The organism is Spirosoma harenae, from assembly GCF_054776975.1.
The window spans coordinates 218,534-239,772 of sequence record NZ_BAAHBD010000013.1 but is presented as its reverse complement, the minus strand read 5'-3'; the positions used below and the strand labels follow the sequence as shown (position 1 = coordinate 239,772).

The following is a 21,239-nucleotide window of genomic DNA, read 5'->3' as shown; positions in this document are numbered from 1 at the left end:
TTATTCAGACCGTAATGAGTTTACTGGGTTCATTAGTGCTGCTTTAATACTTTGGTAACTCACTGTTAATAAGGCAATCGCAATAGCGAGTAGACCCGCCAGCGCGAAGAGCCACCATGAAAGATTCGTTTTATAGGCAAAATCCTGTAACCAGCTATGCATGGCATACCACGCCAAAGGGCAGGCAATCACAATAGCGATCAAAACCAGTTTTAGAAAATCGGTTGAGAGTAGGGAAACAATGTTGGTCACCGATGCACCCAGCACTTTCCGGACGCCGATTTCTTTTGTTCGGCGTTCGGTCGTAAATGCGACTAATCCGAATAGGCCCAGACAGGAAACCAGAATGGTCAATCCTGCAAAGACGTTGAATAGCGTAGCCATCAGCCGATCTTTACGGTACTGTTTGTCGAACGAGTCATCGAGAAAGCTATACTCAAACGGATAGTTTGGGTAGTGACTTTGCCAGATCGTTTTTACAGTTGGCAGATCGGCTGGTTTTACGTTCACCATCACGCAGTTTGTCGGGAACGTGTTGTAAATCATCACCAACGGCTCGACCAGATTGTGCAGCGATTGGTAGTGGAAGTTTTTCACGACACCCACAACACTCCCTTTATGACCGAAACCATCTATGGGTTGACCAACACCTTGCTTCCAGCCAGCCATTTTTACAAAAGCTTCGTTAACCAGAAAACCACCTTTCACATCAGCCTGCGACTTGATTGACAAGTTTCGTCCTGCTTTAAGCCGCATGTTTAGTACAGGCACAAATGACTCATCAACAAACAGGTAATTGGCCATCAATTCCCGCTTCTTGCCATTCGACTGGATATTGGTCGACGCCATCGCCATGGCTCCATCCGACAGGCCAGAGCCAAGCGTTACGCCTTTAATTTCACTACGACTTTTCAGGCTATTGGCAAATGCTTTAGCACCCGCTCGTGCGGTCGAATCATCGGGCAAATACAGGCTCAGCACTTGCGATTTGCTGAAACCGAGATCATACTGCCGCAAATAATCCATCTGCCGATGAATGGCTAATACGCTGGCAATCATGCCCACGGCTAGTACGAACTGAAAAACAATGATCGATTTCCGAAGCCAGATACCTTGCCCGTAACTGGTTAGTTTTCCTTTCAATACATCAACCGGGCGATAATTCGACAGGACAAAAGCGGGGTATAAGCCACCCAATAACGTAACCACGATCCAGGTGAACGCAATCATCGGGGTGGCTTCACGCCAGTTGATCGCTATCTGAATGGAAAGCAGCGTATTGAAAAACGGAATCACAAACTGCATCAGCGAAACGGCGCACAAAATGGCGATTCCACTCAGTAGCCCCGATTCGAATAGGAATTGCCGGACGAGTTGACTGTATTGAGCACCGGCCGCTTTGCGGATACCGACCTCTTTCGACCGTTCGGTGGCTTTAGCTGTGACTAGATTGATATAATTCAGCAGGGCAATCACCAGAACAAATACGGCCAGAAAGGCGAACAAATAGCTGTATTGCTTATTGCCTTTAGGCGTGTCTTCTAGTTTTCCCTGACTGTAATGAACGTCTTTTAGTAATTCAACCGGGAAAGTAATCGAGTAATTTTCGGCACCGGCTTTTTTCAATTCAGGACCCAGCACATTTTTCGAAAGTATAGCCAGTTTCTTACTGAAATTGGCCAGATCAGGTTCTTGCTTGAACAGAACAAACGTGTAAGCCGCAAAATCTTCTTCCAGCCAATTAGTTGTTTTATCCGGTTTTCTGGACAATAATGCGCTGAACGTTAGGTCTGTATTGCTGGGTAGATTCTCGATAACGCCTGTAATCCGGTACGGCTGTTTGTTAATCTCAATCGATTGATTCAGAATATCGGTTCGCCCGAAATAAGTATTGGCAAAGCGTTCGGTAACGACGGCAGAGGTAGGATTGGCTAACGCCTTTGCTGGATTTCCTGCCAGAAAATTGTAGGAGAAAACGGAAAAAACATCGTTGTCAGCATAATAGACATCGCCCTGGCTGACCAGTTTATCCTTTGTTTTGATCGTGGCCGCAGTGGGGAAAAAGCGAACCGCCGTTTCAACTTCTGGGTAATCGCGTTTTAAAGTCGGGCCTAGCAGTAGCGGGTCTGAAGCTATAGCCAGCGTTGACTCCGGTGTTTTCATCTCAGACGTTACCCGAACAATCCGGTTTGCCTTGGGATGATAGTTATCGTACGAAAATTCATGATCGACGTACAGGGTCATCAGCAAACAAGCTGCCAATCCAATCGCCAGACCACCCACATTCAAGCCGGAATACAACTTATTCCGCCAGAGATTTCGCAAGGCTATTTTTAGGTAATTCCTTAGCATAGGATTGGCATGGGGCAGAGGGGTAAGGGCATAGGGTATATCCTGGCTTTTATTCTGGACGCATGCGTTTCTGTTGATTCGCTCAAATATTATACCATTGCTTTTAAGCGTCTGATTTTAAGATTGTTACCTTTGAAATTTGAACGGATTCCGTCCGGTATCGGACGGAATCCGTTCAAATGCGGACAAGAGATAATGAGCAGGTTTCAAGCGCAAAATCAGAACTGGAAATCTGGCCTGATCGTACCGGGAAATATTCTTATAGAAGGATGTTTGTGTTAGATCAGGCTTTTATCATCTTTGCGTTTACAGGGTAGAGAATGCCTATTCTGAAATTAGTTTCTCGTCTGCTAATCATCTCCCTTATTTAAGCGTCTAAATCGAATGCGCCCACCATCTCTAGAAGTACGCAAGCAACTAGCTCATGGCCTGGCCGGAGTGATTATCATGATTAAGGGAATTGATAAAGCTGAGCACCATCATACTATAGCCGGGGGAATTTTAATTGCATTTGGCCTCTTTGTGTTCGTGCTGACGATCTTTCACCATCGCTTAGCCAGGTATATCAAGAGCTTCGATAGCCTGGTGTTTTTCGTTGAAGCCATAGTGCTGGGTATAGTAAGTGTCTTGTATTTTCAGGATGGCAAGAAGGCTCTGCCCATTGCCTATGGGCTGGCTACTATTGGCTATTTGATTGCCGCTTTTCGGCTTTACCGACGAACCGGCCAACACAGTCACTAGCTTTTACGCCCATAAGCTACCCAGCCGACTAATATTTGCGATCAAGTACAATTACCTTTTCAAATGATGTCCTATTCATTGACGTCTACTAATGCCTGGGCCATTATTTTACAGAACAAACGTATGTTTAAACATTTTCTTTTTGTTGGAGGGCTGTGTACCGCCATCCTGGCTTGTAACCCCGATCAACCAGTAACTCCCCAACAAGCGAGTGAACCCATTGACTCGCTGATTACGCTCAAGCTCATCAGTAATGTTTCGGATGGCAAACCGGCCAGCCCAACGATTACCATGAAGCTCCCCCGTTTCGACGCCCTTGTTCGGCTGAGTCACACACCAGCTGGTCAGCTCGATAGAACCGTAGGTAACTGGTATAACAAATCCGATGCAGGTACGCAGTATCTCTATAACGACCAGGGGCAACCGATGGGGTCAGCTTCGTTTCCGCAAGACAAAATATGGGGAGGACATACATTCTATTACGAGTATGCCGACAACCGTATTTATCGCGTTTACACCAAAGTGTATGAAGGTGAACTGGCTAGAGATTTTATTTATTTCTTGAACGAACTGCACTACGACAATGGCCGACTGAAGACCATGTACTTGTATTACCTCAATTTAGCCAAGGGCGAAGCCTATTTCAATGGCATAACTGATTTTGAAACGGATCCGCAGGGGCACATAACGGCAATAAAGGATCGAAGAGAGAATACTGCTTACCCTGTATTTACCTGGAAAGGCGATAATATTATTAGCCGTCAGGATTACTATGGGAATGGCACTCCTATAGGTTTCGGCTATACCTATACGCACGATGATAAGGTTAACCCGCTGAAAAAGCTTGAATTACCTTACAATCCCGTCAGTGCTAACAATGAGTTGAGTGAAACGGTCCGCTATACCAATGTGGATATGACCAGTTACACTAATTACGAGCTGAGTTATAATCCATCTGGAACTTTATCGAGTAGCATCATGGTACAACAGGGGACTTCTATTCCTCGGCAGCCACCGGTCTATTATTTCTATAAATAGACGACTTATCCAGCAACCGAGCTACAGATTCGGTTGCTGGATAATGATGAGTACCCTATAAAAACTCGTGATCAATCTACAGGTTATTCAATAGTATTTTACTAGTTTCCCAGATTCGAACAAGAATAACCTGCTTGCCGTATGAATGTAGCGCTGGCAACACCCTCAAGACAGGTGTTAAAGGCCCGTCTGGCCACCCAATTGATTTTTCTGGTTTGCGGTCTGGGCATGTCTAGTTGGGCGCCGATGGTTCCCTATGCAAAAGACCGATTAGCTCTGAACGACGCCAATTTAGGTTTGTTACTACTGCTGCTAGGCGGAGGAGCCTTACTGATGATGCCCATTTCGGGTATATTGGTGAGCCGTTTCGGGAGTCGAATTATAATGGCTTGCGCGGGGCTGGTGATGGCATTTGCGCTACCGCTTCTGCTTATCCTTTCGTCGACGCCAGCTATGGCTATCACGCTCTTTATTTTTGGCTCAAGCATTGGCACTATTGATGTCGCAATGAATGCGCATGGTGTACAGGTGCAAAACCTTTATGGAAGGCCGATTATGTCGTCTTTACATGGTTTGTTTAGTGTAGGTGGCCTATTCGGGTCGCTGGGTTTAGGCTTTCTGATCAAGCTGGGATTCAATCCGATCTGGGCTATTGTCAGTATTGCCGGACTGATGATCGTTATTACCTTAACCCAATATCGAAACCTGTTTCCTGCCGATGTTGAGCGACGGGCTATTGCTCAATTCTCTACTGCCGAAAAGCCTGAGTCGGGCAATCAGCGATTCCAGTGGCTAGATGGCCGTGTGTTATTTCTGGGTTCCATGTGCTTTGCTGCTTTTCTTGCCGAGGGTTCTATCCTCGACTGGAGTGCCATCTTTCTGCGAGATACAAAAGGGATGCCATCGGAGCTTGCTGGCGCAGGTTATGCAGCCTTTTCGGTTGCCATGGCGATCATGCGATTAGTTGGGGATAAACTGGTAGCCCGTTTGAATGCCAGAACGGTCGTAGTAAGTGGTAGCTTGATGGGCGCTATCGGACTGGTTATTGCGGTCTTAAGCCCCTGGGCATGGGGAGCCTTACTTGGCTTTGTGCTAATGGGGCTAGGAGTGGCTAATATCGTCCCTGTATTCTTTAGCGAAGCTGGGAGATTACCCGGTATTTCGCCAACAGTAAGCCTGCCGGCGATTACAACTATTGGTTATGCCGGACTCCTTGCCGGACCGGCTTTGCTAGGTTTTATCGCTCACCATTTTTCCTTATCCGTGGCGCTATACTTCGCGGCCTTGCTGCTATTATTGGTCGTGGTGAGTTATCGGATCAAAGGCAGGGCGAACTAATACCGCTTGAACCTTTACAGTATATTCATCTAGGTAACAACAATGCCCGATTGTCGATGGCTTTGGCAACCTGATTAGCTAGCGTTGTGATCCGGGAAGCGGTTGTGCGGTCGCACTCGTTGGAGAGGACGACGATTCCCATATTCAGTTCAGGGTAATTTATGCATAGCGAACTGAAGCCGGGAATGTTACCATCCTGCCAGATAACCCGGTTTCCCGACGATTGCAGCATCTGCCAGTTTAGTCCTGCCGAATAACTGTTTCCTGATTTCCAGGTTGGCTGATGGGCTAATCTGGCCGTTTCGGTTTGCTCGGCGACGTTCCATTGAATATAGTGGAGCATGTCGGCTACGGTTGATTTGAGGGCACTGGCAGCTTGTAGTTCATCCGGGCTATCGGGCATCAAAATACCATCGCAATCATACCCTTTCGCCAACCGATTCTGCACCGATGGAGTCAGCGTAATCCGGGTGTCATTCATGGCCAGCGGTTGGGCGATTTTCTGCTGAACGAGCTGCTCAAACGTTTTGCCATAAATCCGCTCCAGAATATACCCAAGCAATTGAGCGCCTGTATTGGAATAGCGAAACGTAGTGCCGGGAATCGTATCGAGTTTCACCTCGTGTAAATCAGCGTAAAAATCCGCGCGCGAATATGGGCGTAGTAATTCCATAGCCACTGCTGATGCGGGTGTATTCGTATTATTGAAGGCTTCCGGGCGATTGGGCAACAGAAACGGTAAGCCCGACCGATGATTAATCAAGTGAAATAGCCGAATGGGTTGCCCCTGATAGGCCAGGTTTGGGTAATCACCGGTCAGGTACTTACGAACATCATCATCCAGCTTTACCTTTCCCTCTACGACGGCTTGCGCCAGTAATGCACCGGTAAACGTTTTGGTAATGGAAGCAATTGGATAAACTGTGTGGCGGGTGGGTAATTGGTGTCGACCTTTTTCTACTGTACCATAATTGTAGACGTACGTTTGGCCATCCTTAAAAATGCCTACTGAAAGCCCTACAGCCTGAGGTGCCGCCATGAACTGTTGCGCCACGCGTTCTACCACCGAATCGACCGACGTTTCGAGGGGGTTATCCGTCGATGCTTTTTCGGGGAATTTAGTCGGTACGATAGTCTGCTTTGAATGGACAGGCTCCAGCACGATCGTTACGAGCAAAAGAGCTATTGTAAGCCAGGCATTCATGGGATCAGGTCGATTAGAGGATTTCGTCAGATAACCAGTAGATGCAGGTTGACCTAAACAGGTTGCGTAGGCTAGATTTAGTTTGGCGTTCAAATGCACTGTTTGAACGCCAAACTTGAAACGGTTACTTCGCTTTGCGGACGTAGATATTGCCGTTCATGTTCTTCATCATGATCTCACGGCCACCACCATTGATTTTGCCTTGTACCCAATCGTCGATACTTACGCGGTACATGCCATTCTGATTCGTCCGATTCACTTTTGATTGCCCCTTGTCGATGTCAATATCAAAATCACTGAACATATCGCCCCGATCTGATTTGAGTTTCACGTTCATTTTGGCACTGGCCGGGAACGTTACATCGACATTGCCATTTAGGGTCGAGAAAGCCATTGGCGCGTCGGAGTTTACACTTTTGAACGTAGCGATCACTCCGCCATTTACCGTATTGGCCACTGCCGAACCGCTGATATTGGTCAACTCAATAGTGCCGTTTACGTTATTCACCTCCAGTTCGCCTGATACGTTTTCGACGTTGATTTGGCCATGATTGATCGTACTGATGCGAAGGTTAAATTGTTGTGGTACTTTAATCGTCAGATCAATTGTCTGATTGGTTGAGTTCGCATCAATATTGACGGTATTGTTTTTTTCGCGAGCGCTCACGTCAAGAGGGTTACCAGCGTTGATGCGTTTCATGCCCGCCGACGACCGATCGCTAGGGCGGTCCCGATCATCGTCATCACGTCGACCCTTTCGACCTCCACTAGACGCAATATCGATCACAACATCTTTACCACTGTAGCCGACTACGCTGATCGAGCCATTTATTAACCCTACCTTTAAAGAACCGGGTTTGCCAGGGTCGCTCAGCGGCACAACCAATTGTTCTTTTACTTCATTCTGAGCAAATAATGCGTTGATGGTGAATAGACTGATCAACAGAACTCCAATTGTCAATTTAATCGTTTTCATTAGGATTGTTTTTTAATGTAAATGCTTCCGTTTAGTGTTTCAAACTTGAATGTCTTGCCGCCACTACCAATGCGGACGGCGGTCGTCTTGTTGATTTTGTAGGTCGTACCGTTCCCGTTTTTCTGCTCTGTTTTCACCGCTTGCATGGGTATCGCTTCCGCATTTGGGAAGTCGGTGAAGAAACTTCCGTGCATGCTTTTGAATTGCAGATCGGCCGAGAGGTTGGCGGGATACGTTACCCTGATTTCGCCATTGATTGTATGGTACGAACAGTTATCGGGTGGACTAGCCAGGTACGTGACATCCACAGCTCCATTCACCGTATGAGCGCTGGTCGTGCCTTTTAAGTTGGTCAGCGCAATGGCTCCGTTCACGTTATTGACCTTCAGTGCGCCACTTACATCTTTCACCGTAACGTCACCGTGATTGACGGTCGAAACGGCAAGATTCATGTAATTCGGCACTTTCACCGTGAAATTGAGGGTGAAGCTATAATCCACATCGCGGTCGTTGTTCCAGTTGTTGCGGTTGCGATAGCGCCGGGGACGCGTATCGTAAGGTTCAGCAATGTATGCGATAACGCTATCACCTTTTTGCTCCATCTGAAGCTGAAACTCTTTCTTGCCAAATTCCAGATCCTGGGCTGTGTTGGCCGATATTGTTTTATCGACTTCAAACACAATCTTATCGCCTGAATAACCCTCAACTTTCACAAAGCCGTTGAGGTTGTAAATGCCCAGGAAACTGCCTGTTGTGCTTTTAGAAACCGTAAATTCTTTGGTAATGTGCTCTTTAAATTCCTGAGCGTTGGCTGGCAATTGGGCACAAGAGAAGGCCAACCCCGCCAGCGCGGAGATTAGTAATAGTCGCATAGTTTGTTTGGATTTAAGGGGTTTGTGTATTTTCCCGACTCCCGTGTCTGTGTCCTCACAGACACCCACCCGGAAGGAAAGTGTTTGCTGACGCGCAGGTGTCTGTGAGGACACAGACACGGGGGCGGTTTCTTGTCTTTTAATCAAATCAGGATAACTCCCGGATGCTTTGCTCAATTTTACCTTTCACCAGATGGTTGGTATTATCGTCGTGGAGCAATTGCCGGAGTGGTTTGATGGATCGTTTTTCCTGCAACTTCACCATCACATCGGCCAGCGCTGACTGTACTAATGGGGAATCCTGTTGCGTAATGGATTGGACCAAACCTTCCCGAACTTTCGGATTATCAGCCAGTTTCGCTAGAGCTTCCAGCGTCACCAGACGTACGTTCACATTGGCATCGTTGTTTAATGTTGTCAGCAGGGCGTCGACGACTTTACCGTCGACTTCACTAATTTCTTCCGTGTAACTTACTGCCCGAAGCCGTTCAGAAGCCGCCGGATTTTCGAGCAGCGATAACATCATCATCTGGCGCATATCCTGAACCTGCTTCGACAACGTATCGACCTGTTGCTGATAGGCTACCGTGGGCGCGCTGGAGCGCTGGAACCAATACCCGGCCGCTACGCCAACCACCAGCAAACCGATACTATACGCCAGACGAAGGGCATTGGCTGGTGTCCAGAGCCCCCGAAGTTTCGCTAACAAATTCTCGAAAACGCTTGGCTCTTGACTCGCAATGGTTTCTTTGTAGGTATCCAGCATGGCGTCGAACCGTACGCGGGCCAGCGGACTTGGTTCAGGGGTGGGCAACTGCCCCATCATTTGCCAAAGCTGCCGAATGGAGGCTGCATCTGCCTCACAGGCTGAGCATTGGGCCAGGTGCGCTTCCATGATGACTCGCTCAGCATCGGGCAATTGATTGCTGAGAAATTCAGTCAGTTGCTCCTGAGTTTGCTCACAGTTTATAGGCAGTTTTTCCATTTTCAATCGTCAAATAAATCTTCCGTAACTCATTCATTGCGCGGTGTACTTGTACTTTTATGGCGCCTTCCGTCGTGTTGAGTACCCGCGCAATCTCTTCATATTTCAACTCCTGAAACCGACTCAGTACCAGCACTTCGCGGTTGTCTTCGCTTAGTTTGGCCATGGCCCGGTGGAGTGTTTCCAGTTCCTGATTTTTCTGAAACTGTTCGTCGGCGGTTTGTCCACCCCCAATTTTCTCGGCTACGTCGGTCAGATCATACTGCTGCGACGACCGTTTGTTTTGCTTGCTGTGATCGACCAGTACATTGCGGGCCAGGTGATACATCCAGCTTCTGAACTCACCTTCGCCGGTAAACGTATGGCGGTATTTCAGCATGCGGTAAAAAACCGTTTGAACCATATCCTCGCTGGCTTCGCGCTGCCCCGTCATGTGAAACAGGAACCCAAACAGCGGTCGGTTATAACGCTCAAATAGTAAGCCCATCGTATCGATACGACCTGCTTTTACCTGTAGCATCAGGGCATTATCTGTTAGCGCGTTCAAACGAAAAGTGACTGGTTTAATGGATTTTGAACTGGAAACTTCGCGAATTCAGCAAGGTTACAGAAAAAATGAAAATTTTTTTTCTGGCATAGGGGAAAGGGCTGAGGATCAGCTGAATTGCAGCTAATCAGAACAGTAAACAATGGCAAATAGTCGCTCATACCCCAACCCCATGCCCTCTGCCCATAACCCCTTATGCGTCCATTTTCAGCGATTTGACGGGATCGATTTGAAGCGTTTGCCAGAGTTTTAGGAGGATCGTGAAAAAAGCGACCAGCAATACGCAAATGGCCGCCATGATGATACTGCTGGTTGACACGCCGTTATTGATTTTGAAGACGCTATTCATGAGTGAAATTGCCAGGAAATACCCCATAGCGCAACCTATTACGGTAGAGATAGCCAGAATCCAGACGTAATGCTTGTGCAGAATCCAGCCGACTTGAACACCTGTAGCTCCCAACACCCGACGAATGGCGACTTCGCGCATCCGTTTGATCACGTTGAGCGATACCAACGAAAACAGACCTGAAATCGCTAGTAAAGTAGTTACCAGCGAAAAAACGCCCATTGTTTGGGCAATGTTTGTCGAAACGTTTTCGGCTTCAGCAAGATTGTTGTCCAAATAAAACCCGTCGAAAGGACGGTAGGGAAAAAGGCGTTTCCAGGTTTTTTCAAGATCTGTAAATACCTGCTTCTGGTTTCTGGCGTTGACACGAGCGATGAAATAGGTGTACTTGCTGGGCGCTACTGGTCGAATGATAGCGGGTAAAATGGGGCTGAACGGGTTGCTAGTCATGAAATCATGAACGAGTCCGCCAATTCGGTAAGTGGTTGAATCCAGCCGGATTGATTGACCAATCAGGGATTTGCCATCCCCGAATTGACGGGCAAACATTTCATTAATTAACACCGTTTGTGTAGGCTCATCGCCCTGCAATGGAAGCAGCGGTTGGCCCTCGCGGAGCCTGATCTGGAGCATTTTGTTGAAATCATCGCCTACGTTAAAGACGAGCGATTCGTGGGGTTGGCTCTTGAGCGTGACAGTCGCCATCGTATAACTATACCCCGGTAAATGTTGAGTGCCGCTCATGGCTTCAATATTCGGAATGTGTTGGGCTTCTGCCTTCAGTACACGCCAGTTCGATTCGTCATATACGTTTGCTCCGATGAGATTATGTCGGTCGTAACCAATGTCGGCGGTGCGATTGTACTCGGCATTCTGCTGAAAACTAATACCTGTCACCACGGCCGTGAGCGAAATAGCTACCTGTATGCCCATCATCACGCGGGAAAAAAGTCCCGATCCACCGAAACGAAGCGTTCCTCGAAAAATATTCGCCGGGCGAAAAGCGCTAACGTAGAAAGCAGGATACGATCCGGCCAGAAGCGTTGTAAAAGCAAATAAGCCAAGTATATACGTGAGCAGGACCGGATCGGTATAGTCGATTGTAAGCTCCATATACGACCACATATGATTGTACCAACTGACAACCGGGAAAGCCAGAATCATTCCCAGCATGACGGAAAGCCCACAAATGATAGCCGCTTCTGCCAGTAATTGAAGCATAATTTGCGTTTGCGTACTCCCCATCACTTTTCGAACGCCCATTTCGCGGAGCCGACGATTGCATACGGCAATGGTCATATTGGCAAAATTGAGGGCCGCTGTCAGAAGAATCAGGATTGCCATGACCAACGTACCCCAAACGGCAGCTGGAGGTAATGACGGAAGTAATCGGTTGCCTCGTAAATCCCTTCCTTGAAGGGCTACATTGGAGAGAGGTTCCAGCACAAACCGATTCACTCTCCAATCCGGGCTGGCAGCTCGCTGAGGAGCTATAAAAGAAGCTAAAGATGACTCAACCGATGGTTTATCCATTGGTTGACGAAGGAGCAGAAATACCGCATCAACACGATATTTCCAGTCAGTGTAGTCAACAGCTTTACCCGCATCGACCTGATTGTCTAATTGAGTCAGAAAATCAAATCGGATGCTGGAGTGCTTTAGCTGTCCATCGACTACTCCTCTGACCGTCAGTGTTTTTCTGTCGGGTTGGTCAGCATAAACGATTAGTGATTTGCCAATTGGGTCCTGATTGCCAAAATATTTGGTAGCAATTTCCTTTGAAATCAGGACAGAAGACGGATCGGAAAAATCGGTTGTACCGTTAAGGGCATCAAAATCAAAAACCCGGAAGAAATTTCGATCCGCAAAATGAATCTTTTCATTGAATATGTTTTCTCCCTGCTTCACCACAGCTTGTTTCGACGCTAGCCGAACAGCCATTTCGACACCGGTGACCTGCTTTGCTTCATCGGTCAACGGCGATGGACATACGCCATAGAGCGAAGAGTTCTCAGCACGTATACATTCGACCCGAACGATTCGATCTCGTTTCGTATGCCAGTCATCGTATGAATGGGCATAACGGTAATTCAAAAACGTCAGGATGCCAAAACTGAGCCCTAACCCAAGGCCAAGTACGTTGACGATTACGTACCGGATGTTACGCCGGAGGTTACGGAGGGCAATTTTAAGGTAGTTGCTGAACATATGGATTAGGATATAGCGAAAAACAAAAATGCCCGAAACAAGGCCAAAACCGTGCTTCGGGCACCATGCACCTTTCAGTGCTAATATACTATTGATTCCCGGTTTTTATACCAAAGCTGCGTTCAGTTTCTCGGATGATAGCCTGTTTTTCACGCTCACTTTTTCCAATCACGTTCGCTGTTCGTTCGATCACCAGCTCTTCGCCATCTTTCACAAACTTATATTGCATCCAAAGCCGGCCATTTTCTTTATCTTCCTTTACCAACACAGACGATGGATTTACTTCGCTGGGCGAGAAAGAAGGTTCTGGCGTAGCTTTGGCTTCTGCATCAACGTCATAAGTTTTGTTGTATGATCCACCGTAAGTCTTACCATAAGAACTTGCTACGGCTACCTGTTCAGCGCAGGGTTTATCGTCATTGTCATCACTTTCGGCTTTAGCACTGCCCCAGCCTTCCGACTTTTTTGCTTTCCGTTTTTCGTGCTTTGTGCTAACGGCAACGGCCATTGACTGTTCATTGAAGGCTTGCTCCAATGAGTCGACGATGCTGGTTTCCAATGCTTTAATAGCACTGGCTTCCATGTCGATCACATCGAACGAACGGTTATAATGGATTGAGCGGCCAGGCTGATCCATGTCAACACGAATACGAAGATGCCGACCATCGGTTGAAATGTGTTTGCTAGACGACCGTTGTGCAAGTGCACCGAAGCTAACTGCAACCAAAAGGAGTGTAGAGAGCGTTTTCATGAATCGGCAGAAATAGGGAATAAAACTAAGTTAAGTAAGTAAAAATACTCTCTGCTATCTTCATGCCAACTGTGTATATTGTTGATTTGCAATAAGTTACTAATATATGAGCAAATCAGATGTCCGATAACGGACAAATTTTGTACGGCAGTGGACAAGGGGCGAATAGCATAGGGCTAAAGAAGTATTATTGCATTTACCCCATGCCCTATGCTATTCAGACCGAAGCGACTTCACCGGATTCGTTAGGGCGGCTTTGGCACTTTGGAAACTGATGGTTAGGAGTGCAATGCCAATCGCGAGTAATCCTGCCAGCGCGAAGAGCCACCACGCCATGTCAATTTTATAGGCATATTCCAGAAGCCAGAGGTTCATGCAATAGTACCCGACAGGAATGGCAATGATCATAGCAACGACAATCAACTTCATGAAGTCTTTTGATAATAAGGCCATTAGACTTACAACCGAAGCACCTAATACTTTTCGGATACCGATTTCTTTGACGCGTAATTCAGCCGTGAACGTTGCCAATCCGAAAAGACCCAGGCACGAAATCAGGGCCGCAACAAGAGCAAAAGCATTGAACAGCGTAGCCGTTCGGGCTTCGGTTTTGTAAAGGCGGTCGAAGGTTTCGTCCAGAAATTTATATTGCAACGGACGGCTCGGAATCAGGTCGGTCCAGACGGTTTGAATTGCTTTCAACGCTTCTGCTTCTTTACCGGGCGCAACTTTTACGTAAAGACCACTTCGCCAGCCGGGTTGATTAAATATCACCAGCGGGTCGATCTTTTCGTGCAGACTCTTGAAATGAAAGTCTTTTACAACGCCTAACACAATCCCTTTTCTACCCTGAAAATGAAACCGTTGACCAACGACAGGTTTTCGCAGATTGAATTTCCGGACCGCTGTTTCATTCAGGACAACATTCTCTTCATCCGCCGTATTATTTAGCTCGAACCAGCGGCCCTGTATCATTTTCAGGTTGAATAATTTCTGATACGAAGGCTCTACTGAAATCTGACCGACCGTGGGCTGAAAATCCGCTGGGCGACCATCCCAATCGAGACTACCACTGTGCGAACTGGTGATTTCGACAATATTCTGGCTGGCAATCGTCGCATCAAGAATACTCGATTGTTTTAAGAGCCTTTCTTTCATCACCGTCGGATCGACTTTTGGTTGAACTCGCCACGGAATGGTCAGGGCCACGATATGGTCGCGGTCATAGCCCAGTTTCGTATTTCGGATGAATCGAATTTGTTGATAAACAACCAGCGTAGCAATCAGGAAAATAATGGAAATGGTGAACTGGACAACCACCAGACTTTTCCGAAAGATACTATTGGTGGAGCCCATCACATTAAAACCTCGGATGGCTCGGACGGGCTGGAATGAGGACAGCAGGAGAGCTGGATAAATCCCTGTCAGGACGATAGCAAGTAAGGTTGTTCCGCCTAAAACCAGCCAAAGGGAAGGGGAGGTAAATTGTAGCGAAAACGTTTTGCTGGTCAGGGTATTGAAAATCGGCAGTAAGCTGTAAATCAGTGATAAAGCAATGCATAAAGCCGCCAGACACATTAGTATTGACTCCAGCATAAACTGCCCAAATAACTGACTATAACCTGCGCCAATGAGTTTTTTAACGCCTACTTCTTTGGCTCGAACACTGGCACGGGCCGTAGTCAGGTTTACGTAGTTGATACAGGCCATCAGCAGAATAGCCAGCCCCATCGCCAGAAAAATATACACCGTTCGTCGGTCGCCCTGCTCTGCATCAGCACCGTATCGACTAATGGTATCAAAGTGCATATCTGACAATGGCTCCAATTCGAGTGTAATGCTAGTATCAGGCTTACCCGTTTTTTCATCTTTTTTATCCTGACGAATAATCTGCGTAATCTTTTGCTCTGCCTTTTCTACATCAGCATCTGGGCGAAGAACTACGAATGTTTCATAGTTAAAATTATTCCAGTTGTTGTCGTTTTTAACTGCTTCCGGATTGGCAAGGTGAGCCGCAAGGGGAATCAGGCAATCGTATTGAAAACTGGAATTGACCGGATTGTCTTTTACAACCGCCCGAACGACATAGTCCAGCGTATCGATGCGTATGAGTTGGCCCACGGCCTTCGCCGATCCAAACAGTTGATCCGCTTTCGATTCGGTCAGCGCTATGCTCCGCACGTTACGATTGAAATCCGTCAGACTTCCATCGACAAGGGAGTAATCGAATACCGAAAACCAGTTTTCATCAACGCAGGCCGCTTTCTCTATGCGGGCTAGCTGACCGCCAATCTTTATAGTTAAGTCAGGCCAGAACGGGCGTATTATCTGAGTTACCTGTTCAATATCAGGTAGTTTTCTTGCCTGATCGGCTAGAGGTAAAGGTGTGGTTGACCAATGCCATGTTTCTTCTTTATTGACCTGGTTGTGCGTAATAATTGCATGCGTTCGATTCGCTTTCTGGTGATAGGAATCAAAGCTCAACTCATTCTGTACCCACAGCAAAATGAAGACAGCTGCCACCATGCCTACCGCGAGGCCTGTTACATTCAATAAACCAAAGATTTTGGTTTTGAGTAAATTACGAATGGCGAATCGAAGCATAGGAGATAGGGGTTAAGAGGCATGGGGTACTAATGCCCCATGCGATTTATTCGGACCGAAGTGATTTTACGGGGTTTACGGTTGCCGCTTTGATACTCTGATAGCTTACGGTTAAAAAGGCAATGACAATGGCAAGAATGCCAGCCAGCGCAAAAATCCACCAGGATAATTCGGTTTGGTAGGCGAAGGAGCCTAGCCATTTATCCAGCGCCCACCAGGCTAACGGCGAAGCGAATAGTAGGGCTATGATAACCAGTTTCAAGAAGTCGGTGGAGAGCATGCTTACGATGTGCGAGACACTGGCACCCAGCACTTTGCGAACACCAATTTCTTTTGTGCGTTGTTCGGCTGTAAAAGCAGCCAGAGCGAATAAACCGAGGCAGGAAATCAGGATAGCGATGATGCCAAAATAGTTGACCAACGCGCTGACCTGCTGTTCACTGCGGTACATATTCTCATATTCTTCGTCCAGAAAATGAAAATCAAACGGGTAATTCGGATTAAATTCTTTCGAAATTTTTTCCATGTCGGCGAGCGCCTGACTTGTTTGACCTGCTCTCGTTTTTACGAGCAGATAACTCGTATTCTGGTAATTAAAACAAAGGATTAAAGGCATTATCGCCTGATGCAGTGATTGTAAATGGAAATCTTTCATCAACCCAATGATTCGGCCTTTCCCCATCCAGAACTGCACCTCTTTCCCTACCGGATCTTTCATGTTCATCATTCTGGCAGTGGCTTCGTTAATGATATAACTAGATGAATCAGCAGGGCTATCCGCGCGGAAATCGCGACCATCGACTAATGTAATATTCAGTGTTTGGGTGAAATTACTGCCGACGTACATCGCCGATGCGTTAGAATTTTGATTCGGATCTTTGCCGGGCCAATTTAGATCACCAGATGAACTTTGGATATTGACGGGCAGCGAACCGGCTGTGGTAGCGGAGGCAATACTAGGCTGGCGAGTTACTTCCTGCAAAAAGGCATCGAATCGTTTGGCGTCTGTAAATCCTTCAATAGGCCAGTAAAGAACATTTTCGCGGTCGAGACCAAGGTTTTTTGTCCGTAAATAGTCCATTTGTTTGCCAATGGCCAGCATTCCAACGATCAGAAAAATCGAAAGGGAAAACTGGAATACTACGAGTGCACGTCGGAAAAAGGCCGGACCTCGACCAAATTGCAGGCGACCTTTCAGGATCTTAATGGGTTGCAGCGATGAGAGGAATAAGGCTGGATAACTACCTGATAAAAAGCCGGTAATAAGTACCAGACCTACCGTAATCAGCCAGATAATCGGATCGGTAAGATCAAGCGATAGTTGCTTGCCAAACAAGCTATTAAAAGGCGGCAATACATACCAGACTAATAACAGAGCCAGTATCGCGGCTACTAAACTTGTTAAAATCGACTCGCTCAAAAATTGCCCAATCAGAGAAGCTCGAAGTGCGCCCACCACTTTCCGGACACCAACTTCCTTGGCTCGAGTTGCCGACCGGGCCGTGGCCAGGTTCATGAAATTGATGCAGGCAATCAGCAGGATAAACAGGGCAACAATGGCGAATACGCGAACGTACTCAATCCGACCACCAACTGGTTTGCCGTCTTTATAATCGGCGTACAGATGCAGATCAGTGATTGGTTGCAGTGATGGACGACCATCTTCGAAATTTTTGCCACCGTATCGCCCATAAAGGCCTTTCATCGCCAGTTCTGCCTGGGCTATCGTTGTATGGGGTTTTAGCCGAACGTAGGTGTAAAAGGAATTATTTCCCCAGGTTTTCATCCAATCCTGCTCTTGTACTTTCCAGTTAACCAACCAGTCGAATTGTAAGGATGCATTGTGTGGAATGTCTTGAATAACAGCTCCCACAACGTAGAATTTTCCGTTGTCGAGTTGAAGCGTTTTGCCGAGAGCGGAGCCTTTCGGAAAGTATTTTGTGGCGATTTTTTGGGTAATAACGATCTGATTTGTCTGACTCAGGGCGGTTTTCGGGTTTCCGGCAGTCGCAGGCAGATCGAATACGTCAAAAAAACCATCAGTAGCGTAACGACCTTTTTCCTTCGCCGATTTTTCACCGACTTTGATCAGCAACTCTGGTCCATAATTGACCTTCGTAACGGCAGCTACTTCTGGCACATCTTTCGCAATCACTTCCTGCAAGGGGCCAGGCGTAACCGAATTAGTCCCGATTTCACCCGTAACCGGATGCTGAAAATTAACCCGGACAAAGCAAATGCGGTCGGCATCGGGGAGAAAACGATCATAACTCAGTTCGTCCTTCACCCATAGGCTGATCAGTAAACTACAGGCCATGCCCAGTGCCAGACCCAATATGTTGATTAGCGAGAAGAGTTTATGCTTCAGTAAACTTCGAATGGCGATTTTGACATAATTCGATAGCATAAAAGATAGGGGTTAAGGGGCATGGAGCAAAGGGCTCGGGGTATAGGGTAAGGTTTTGGCATAGTTGATTTTCCTTATACCCTAAGCCCTCGGCTATTTATTCAGACCGAAGTGATTTGACTGGGTTGACAAGAGCAGCTTTTGCGCTTTGTAGGCTGACTGTTAACAGGGCAATAATGAGCGCTAACAGACCCGCTACAGCAAATATCCACCATGTAATCGGCAATTTGTACGCGAAATCCTGCAACCATTGATTCATCGCATACCAGGCAATGGGTGTGGCAATGACAATGGCGATAATAACCAGTTTCAGGAAGTCTTTAGAGAGCATCGTAACGATACTCATGACCGAAGCGCCCAACACTTTGCGAACACCAATTTCTTTTGTGCGTTGCTCTGCGGCAAAAGCGGCTAGTCCGAATAGACCCAGGCAAGCGATGAGTACAGCCAGAATTGTGAAAGTCAGCAAGACTTCGCCCTGCTTCTGCTCCGCTTTGTATTGTTTCGAAAAATTTTCATCCAGAAAATGAAAGTCAAGCGTGCTGGACGGATCGAACGTTTTATATATGGATTGGATGTAGGACAGGGCTTCCGTCGTTTTTTCAGGCTGAATTCTGACGTAGATATTGTCTTTATCGGCTGGAGCGGGCATCTGCAAGACTAATGGCTCTATTTTGTGCTGAAGCGAATACGTATGGAAATCCTGCACAACGCCTATAACACGGGATTCGGCGGTATGTCCTTCATTATCAATATAGTATTGTACCCGTTTACCAACGGGGTTTTTCCAGCCGAGTTGTTTTACTAGTGTTTCATTTACCAATACCGCGTTTTGCGAATCACTTTTGAAGGACTCCGAGAAATTACGACCGCTCAACAGCTTGATTTGCATGGTGTTGAGGAAGTCCTCGTCAACCTGAAATCTCTGAACGACCTGTGAGGTGGGGGATATGGCTCCGTTTTGCTCGAAGAACATCCCATTGCCGCCAATATTGTTATTGCCGATGGGGTTGCTGGCTCCCGACGTTCCCTCAATCAGCGGACTACGACGCAGTGCTTCTTTTAACGCATCAACTCGCTGGCGAACGTCGCCATTGTCGATATGGAATGTAAGCACTTGCTCTTTGTTGAAGCCCAAATCTTTGGTCATCACGAACTGCATCTGTCGATACACAACGACCGAGCAGGCAATCAGCGCAACTGTTGCCACAAACTGAAAAACGACCAACCCTTGTTTGAAAATAATACTACCTACCTGACTGCCAAGTTGTCCTCGCAACGCCGTTACTGGGCGGAAACCCGACATGCGTAAAGCGGGATAAATACCACTTAAGAGACCAATCGATAAGGATAGTCCTAAAACAGTAAGTAACGTAGTTGGCAAACTCCCCAGGGTCAGCGATTTATCGGCCATCTGATTGAAAAATGGCAAAGCGAAAACCACCAATACGGCACTAACTATACCTGCCAGCAAGGTCATCAGCATCGACTCGGTTAGGAACTGACCAATTAGTTGCTGCCGATGCGAACCAATGGCTTTGCGAACGCCCACTTCACGAGTCCGTTTAAGTGCGCGAGCGGTGTATAAATTCACGTAATTAATGCAGGCAATCAGGAGAATCAGAGCGGCTACGACCGCGAAAATGGATACGGTTCGCGCGTTGCCATTCGGGCTGATTTCGTAATCGAGGTGTGAGTTTAGGTGAATCGACGTAAGCGGTTGAAGCTCCATCCGGTAATCAATTCCTTCACCCATTTCTTTTCGAATGTACTTCTGAAAGAAACCCGGTAACTTGGCTTCCAGGTTTTTAGCATTGCTGCCTTCGTTCAGGAGCAGATATGTATAGAGTTCGAACGCTTGCCAACCATTGGTGAAATTCTCCGGTAGTGAGCGCAGTGCGTGGAACTGCAAATGGGAATTAGTTGGGACGTCTTCGATAACGCCCGTTACCGTGTTGGGGAAATGGTTACTGAATTCAATAATTTGTCCAACGGCTTTGCTGGCATCACCGAATAAATTTTCGGCCAGACTTTTGGTCAAAACAATGCTTTGTGGTTTGCTCAGCGCAGAACCAGGATCACCGTATAGGAAAGGATACGTGAAGACGTCAAATAAAGTTGGATCAGCGAAATAGATGTCGCCTGCTTCTATTTTTTTATCCTTAAATGTAATGGTTCCACCACCTTCGGGATGAATACGAACGGTTTTTTCAACTTCAGGATAATCAGCTTTGAGTGCCGCTGCAAACGGTGCCGACGTGGGGGCCAGCTTCAGATTGCCACCCGGCCATTGGGCATAGTGCACAACCCGTACAATACGGTCGGCTTTGGCGTGGAAGCGGTCGTAGCTCCATTCATTGAGTACGTATAGCACCATCAGCCAGACCGCAGCCATGCCAATGCCCAACCCGATTACATTAAGACCACTGAACAGTTTGTTTTTCCAGAAGGTCCGAATTGTGATTTTGATGTGATTGCTCAGCATAGCCTAAAAGGTTGACGTTCGAAGTTAAGAAAACAATCCAGAGCCGTAGACGACTACGTTCTATTTATAAACGCCCAAATGCCATACCAAATAGATAAACTATTGATTATTAGTAATTTAAATTGTGGCTCATACATAAATTGTCCGCAAACGGACGTAGTAGCCGACCATTTGCGGACAAGGTATAGAGTAGAATACAGAGACAGGATGTATCCAGATGATACGGTCCTGCTATCAACTGACCATGCAGGATGAACCGACGATTTTTTGAGCAAACCCATTGATTTTGTACCACTTCGTGCTAAACTTGAAGAGCAAACCAGCCGAATGTCCGCTACCTCTTGACGCGAACAGGCTGACTCCCTCTTTTCCATGCCTAAAC

Annotated in this window: 14 protein-coding genes; 3 read left to right on the top strand and 11 right to left on the bottom strand. The window is 47.0% G+C overall.

The window, feature by feature from the left end:
* On the bottom strand, positions 1 to 2,352 hold the full coding sequence (locus tag ACYVE4_RS19455; RefSeq protein WP_461041866.1) for an ABC transporter permease: 2,352 nt from the start codon (positions 2,350 to 2,352) through the stop codon (positions 1 to 3).
* A gap of 384 nt (positions 2,353 to 2,736) precedes the next feature.
* Here ACYVE4_RS19455 and ACYVE4_RS19450 point away from each other — a divergent pair, with 384 nt between their 5' ends.
* The 3 genes from ACYVE4_RS19450 to ACYVE4_RS19440 all read left to right on the top strand — a co-directional run bounded on the left by ACYVE4_RS19450 (position 2,737) and on the right by ACYVE4_RS19440 (position 5,469).
* Positions 2,737 to 3,093, top strand: coding sequence for a hypothetical protein (locus ACYVE4_RS19450; RefSeq protein ID WP_461041865.1), 357 nt, complete (start codon positions 2,737 to 2,739; stop codon positions 3,091 to 3,093).
* A gap of 123 nt (positions 3,094 to 3,216) precedes the next feature.
* Complete coding sequence (locus ACYVE4_RS19445; protein WP_461041864.1) at positions 3,217 to 4,131, top strand: hypothetical protein; 915 nt, start codon at positions 3,217 to 3,219, stop codon at positions 4,129 to 4,131.
* Positions 4,132 to 4,272: 141 nt separating this feature from the next.
* A complete protein-coding gene (locus ACYVE4_RS19440; protein WP_461041863.1) occupies positions 4,273 to 5,469 on the top strand; it encodes an MFS transporter in 1,197 nt (398 codons plus the stop codon).
* 25 nt (positions 5,470 to 5,494) lie between these two features.
* On the opposite strand, the gene ACYVE4_RS19435 is transcribed toward ACYVE4_RS19440, so the two are convergent.
* The 10 genes from ACYVE4_RS19435 to ACYVE4_RS19390 form a co-directional block, all read right to left on the bottom strand.
* Positions 5,495 to 6,766, bottom strand: coding sequence for a serine hydrolase domain-containing protein (locus tag ACYVE4_RS19435; protein WP_461041862.1), 1,272 nt, complete (start codon positions 6,764 to 6,766; stop codon positions 5,495 to 5,497).
* Between the two features lie 31 nt (positions 6,767 to 6,797).
* Complete coding sequence (locus ACYVE4_RS19430) at positions 6,798 to 7,649, bottom strand: DUF4097 family beta strand repeat-containing protein (protein ID WP_461041861.1); 852 nt, start codon at positions 7,647 to 7,649, stop codon at positions 6,798 to 6,800.
* Positions 7,649 to 8,521 carry a DUF4097 family beta strand repeat-containing protein gene (locus ACYVE4_RS19425; RefSeq protein ID WP_461041860.1) on the bottom strand — a complete coding sequence of 291 codons (873 nt, stop codon included), beginning with the start codon at positions 8,519 to 8,521 and terminating at the stop codon, positions 7,649 to 7,651. The genes ACYVE4_RS19430 and ACYVE4_RS19425 overlap by 1 nt, the downstream gene beginning before the upstream one ends.
* Positions 8,522 to 8,669: 148 nt before the next feature.
* Positions 8,670 to 9,506 (bottom strand): HEAT repeat domain-containing protein, encoded by an 837-nt coding sequence (locus ACYVE4_RS19420; protein WP_461041859.1) that lies wholly within the window; start codon positions 9,504 to 9,506, stop codon positions 8,670 to 8,672.
* Complete coding sequence (locus tag ACYVE4_RS19415; RefSeq protein ID WP_461041932.1) at positions 9,481 to 10,026, bottom strand: RNA polymerase sigma factor; 546 nt, start codon at positions 10,024 to 10,026, stop codon at positions 9,481 to 9,483. Before ACYVE4_RS19415 ends, ACYVE4_RS19420 begins: the two co-directional genes overlap by 26 nt.
* Before the next feature lie 220 nt (positions 10,027 to 10,246).
* Positions 10,247 to 12,610 carry an ABC transporter permease gene (locus ACYVE4_RS19410; protein WP_461041858.1) on the bottom strand — a complete coding sequence of 788 codons (2,364 nt, stop codon included), beginning with the start codon at positions 12,608 to 12,610 and terminating at the stop codon, positions 10,247 to 10,249.
* Between the two features lie 88 nt (positions 12,611 to 12,698).
* On the bottom strand, positions 12,699 to 13,361 hold the full coding sequence (locus ACYVE4_RS19405) for a hypothetical protein (RefSeq protein WP_461041857.1): 663 nt from the start codon (positions 13,359 to 13,361) through the stop codon (positions 12,699 to 12,701).
* A 213-nt stretch (positions 13,362 to 13,574) separates the two neighbouring features.
* Positions 13,575 to 15,965 (bottom strand): ABC transporter permease, encoded by a 2,391-nt coding sequence (locus ACYVE4_RS19400; RefSeq protein WP_461041856.1) that lies wholly within the window; start codon positions 15,963 to 15,965, stop codon positions 13,575 to 13,577.
* A 46-nt stretch (positions 15,966 to 16,011) separates the two neighbouring features.
* Positions 16,012 to 18,372: an ABC transporter permease gene (locus tag ACYVE4_RS19395; protein ID WP_461041855.1), complete on the bottom strand. Its 2,361-nt coding sequence runs from the start codon at positions 18,370 to 18,372 to the stop codon at positions 16,012 to 16,014.
* A gap of 97 nt (positions 18,373 to 18,469) precedes the next feature.
* Positions 18,470 to 20,857: an ABC transporter permease gene (locus ACYVE4_RS19390; RefSeq protein ID WP_461041854.1), complete on the bottom strand. Its 2,388-nt coding sequence runs from the start codon at positions 20,855 to 20,857 to the stop codon at positions 18,470 to 18,472.
* Positions 20,858 to 21,239 lie beyond the last annotated feature (382 nt).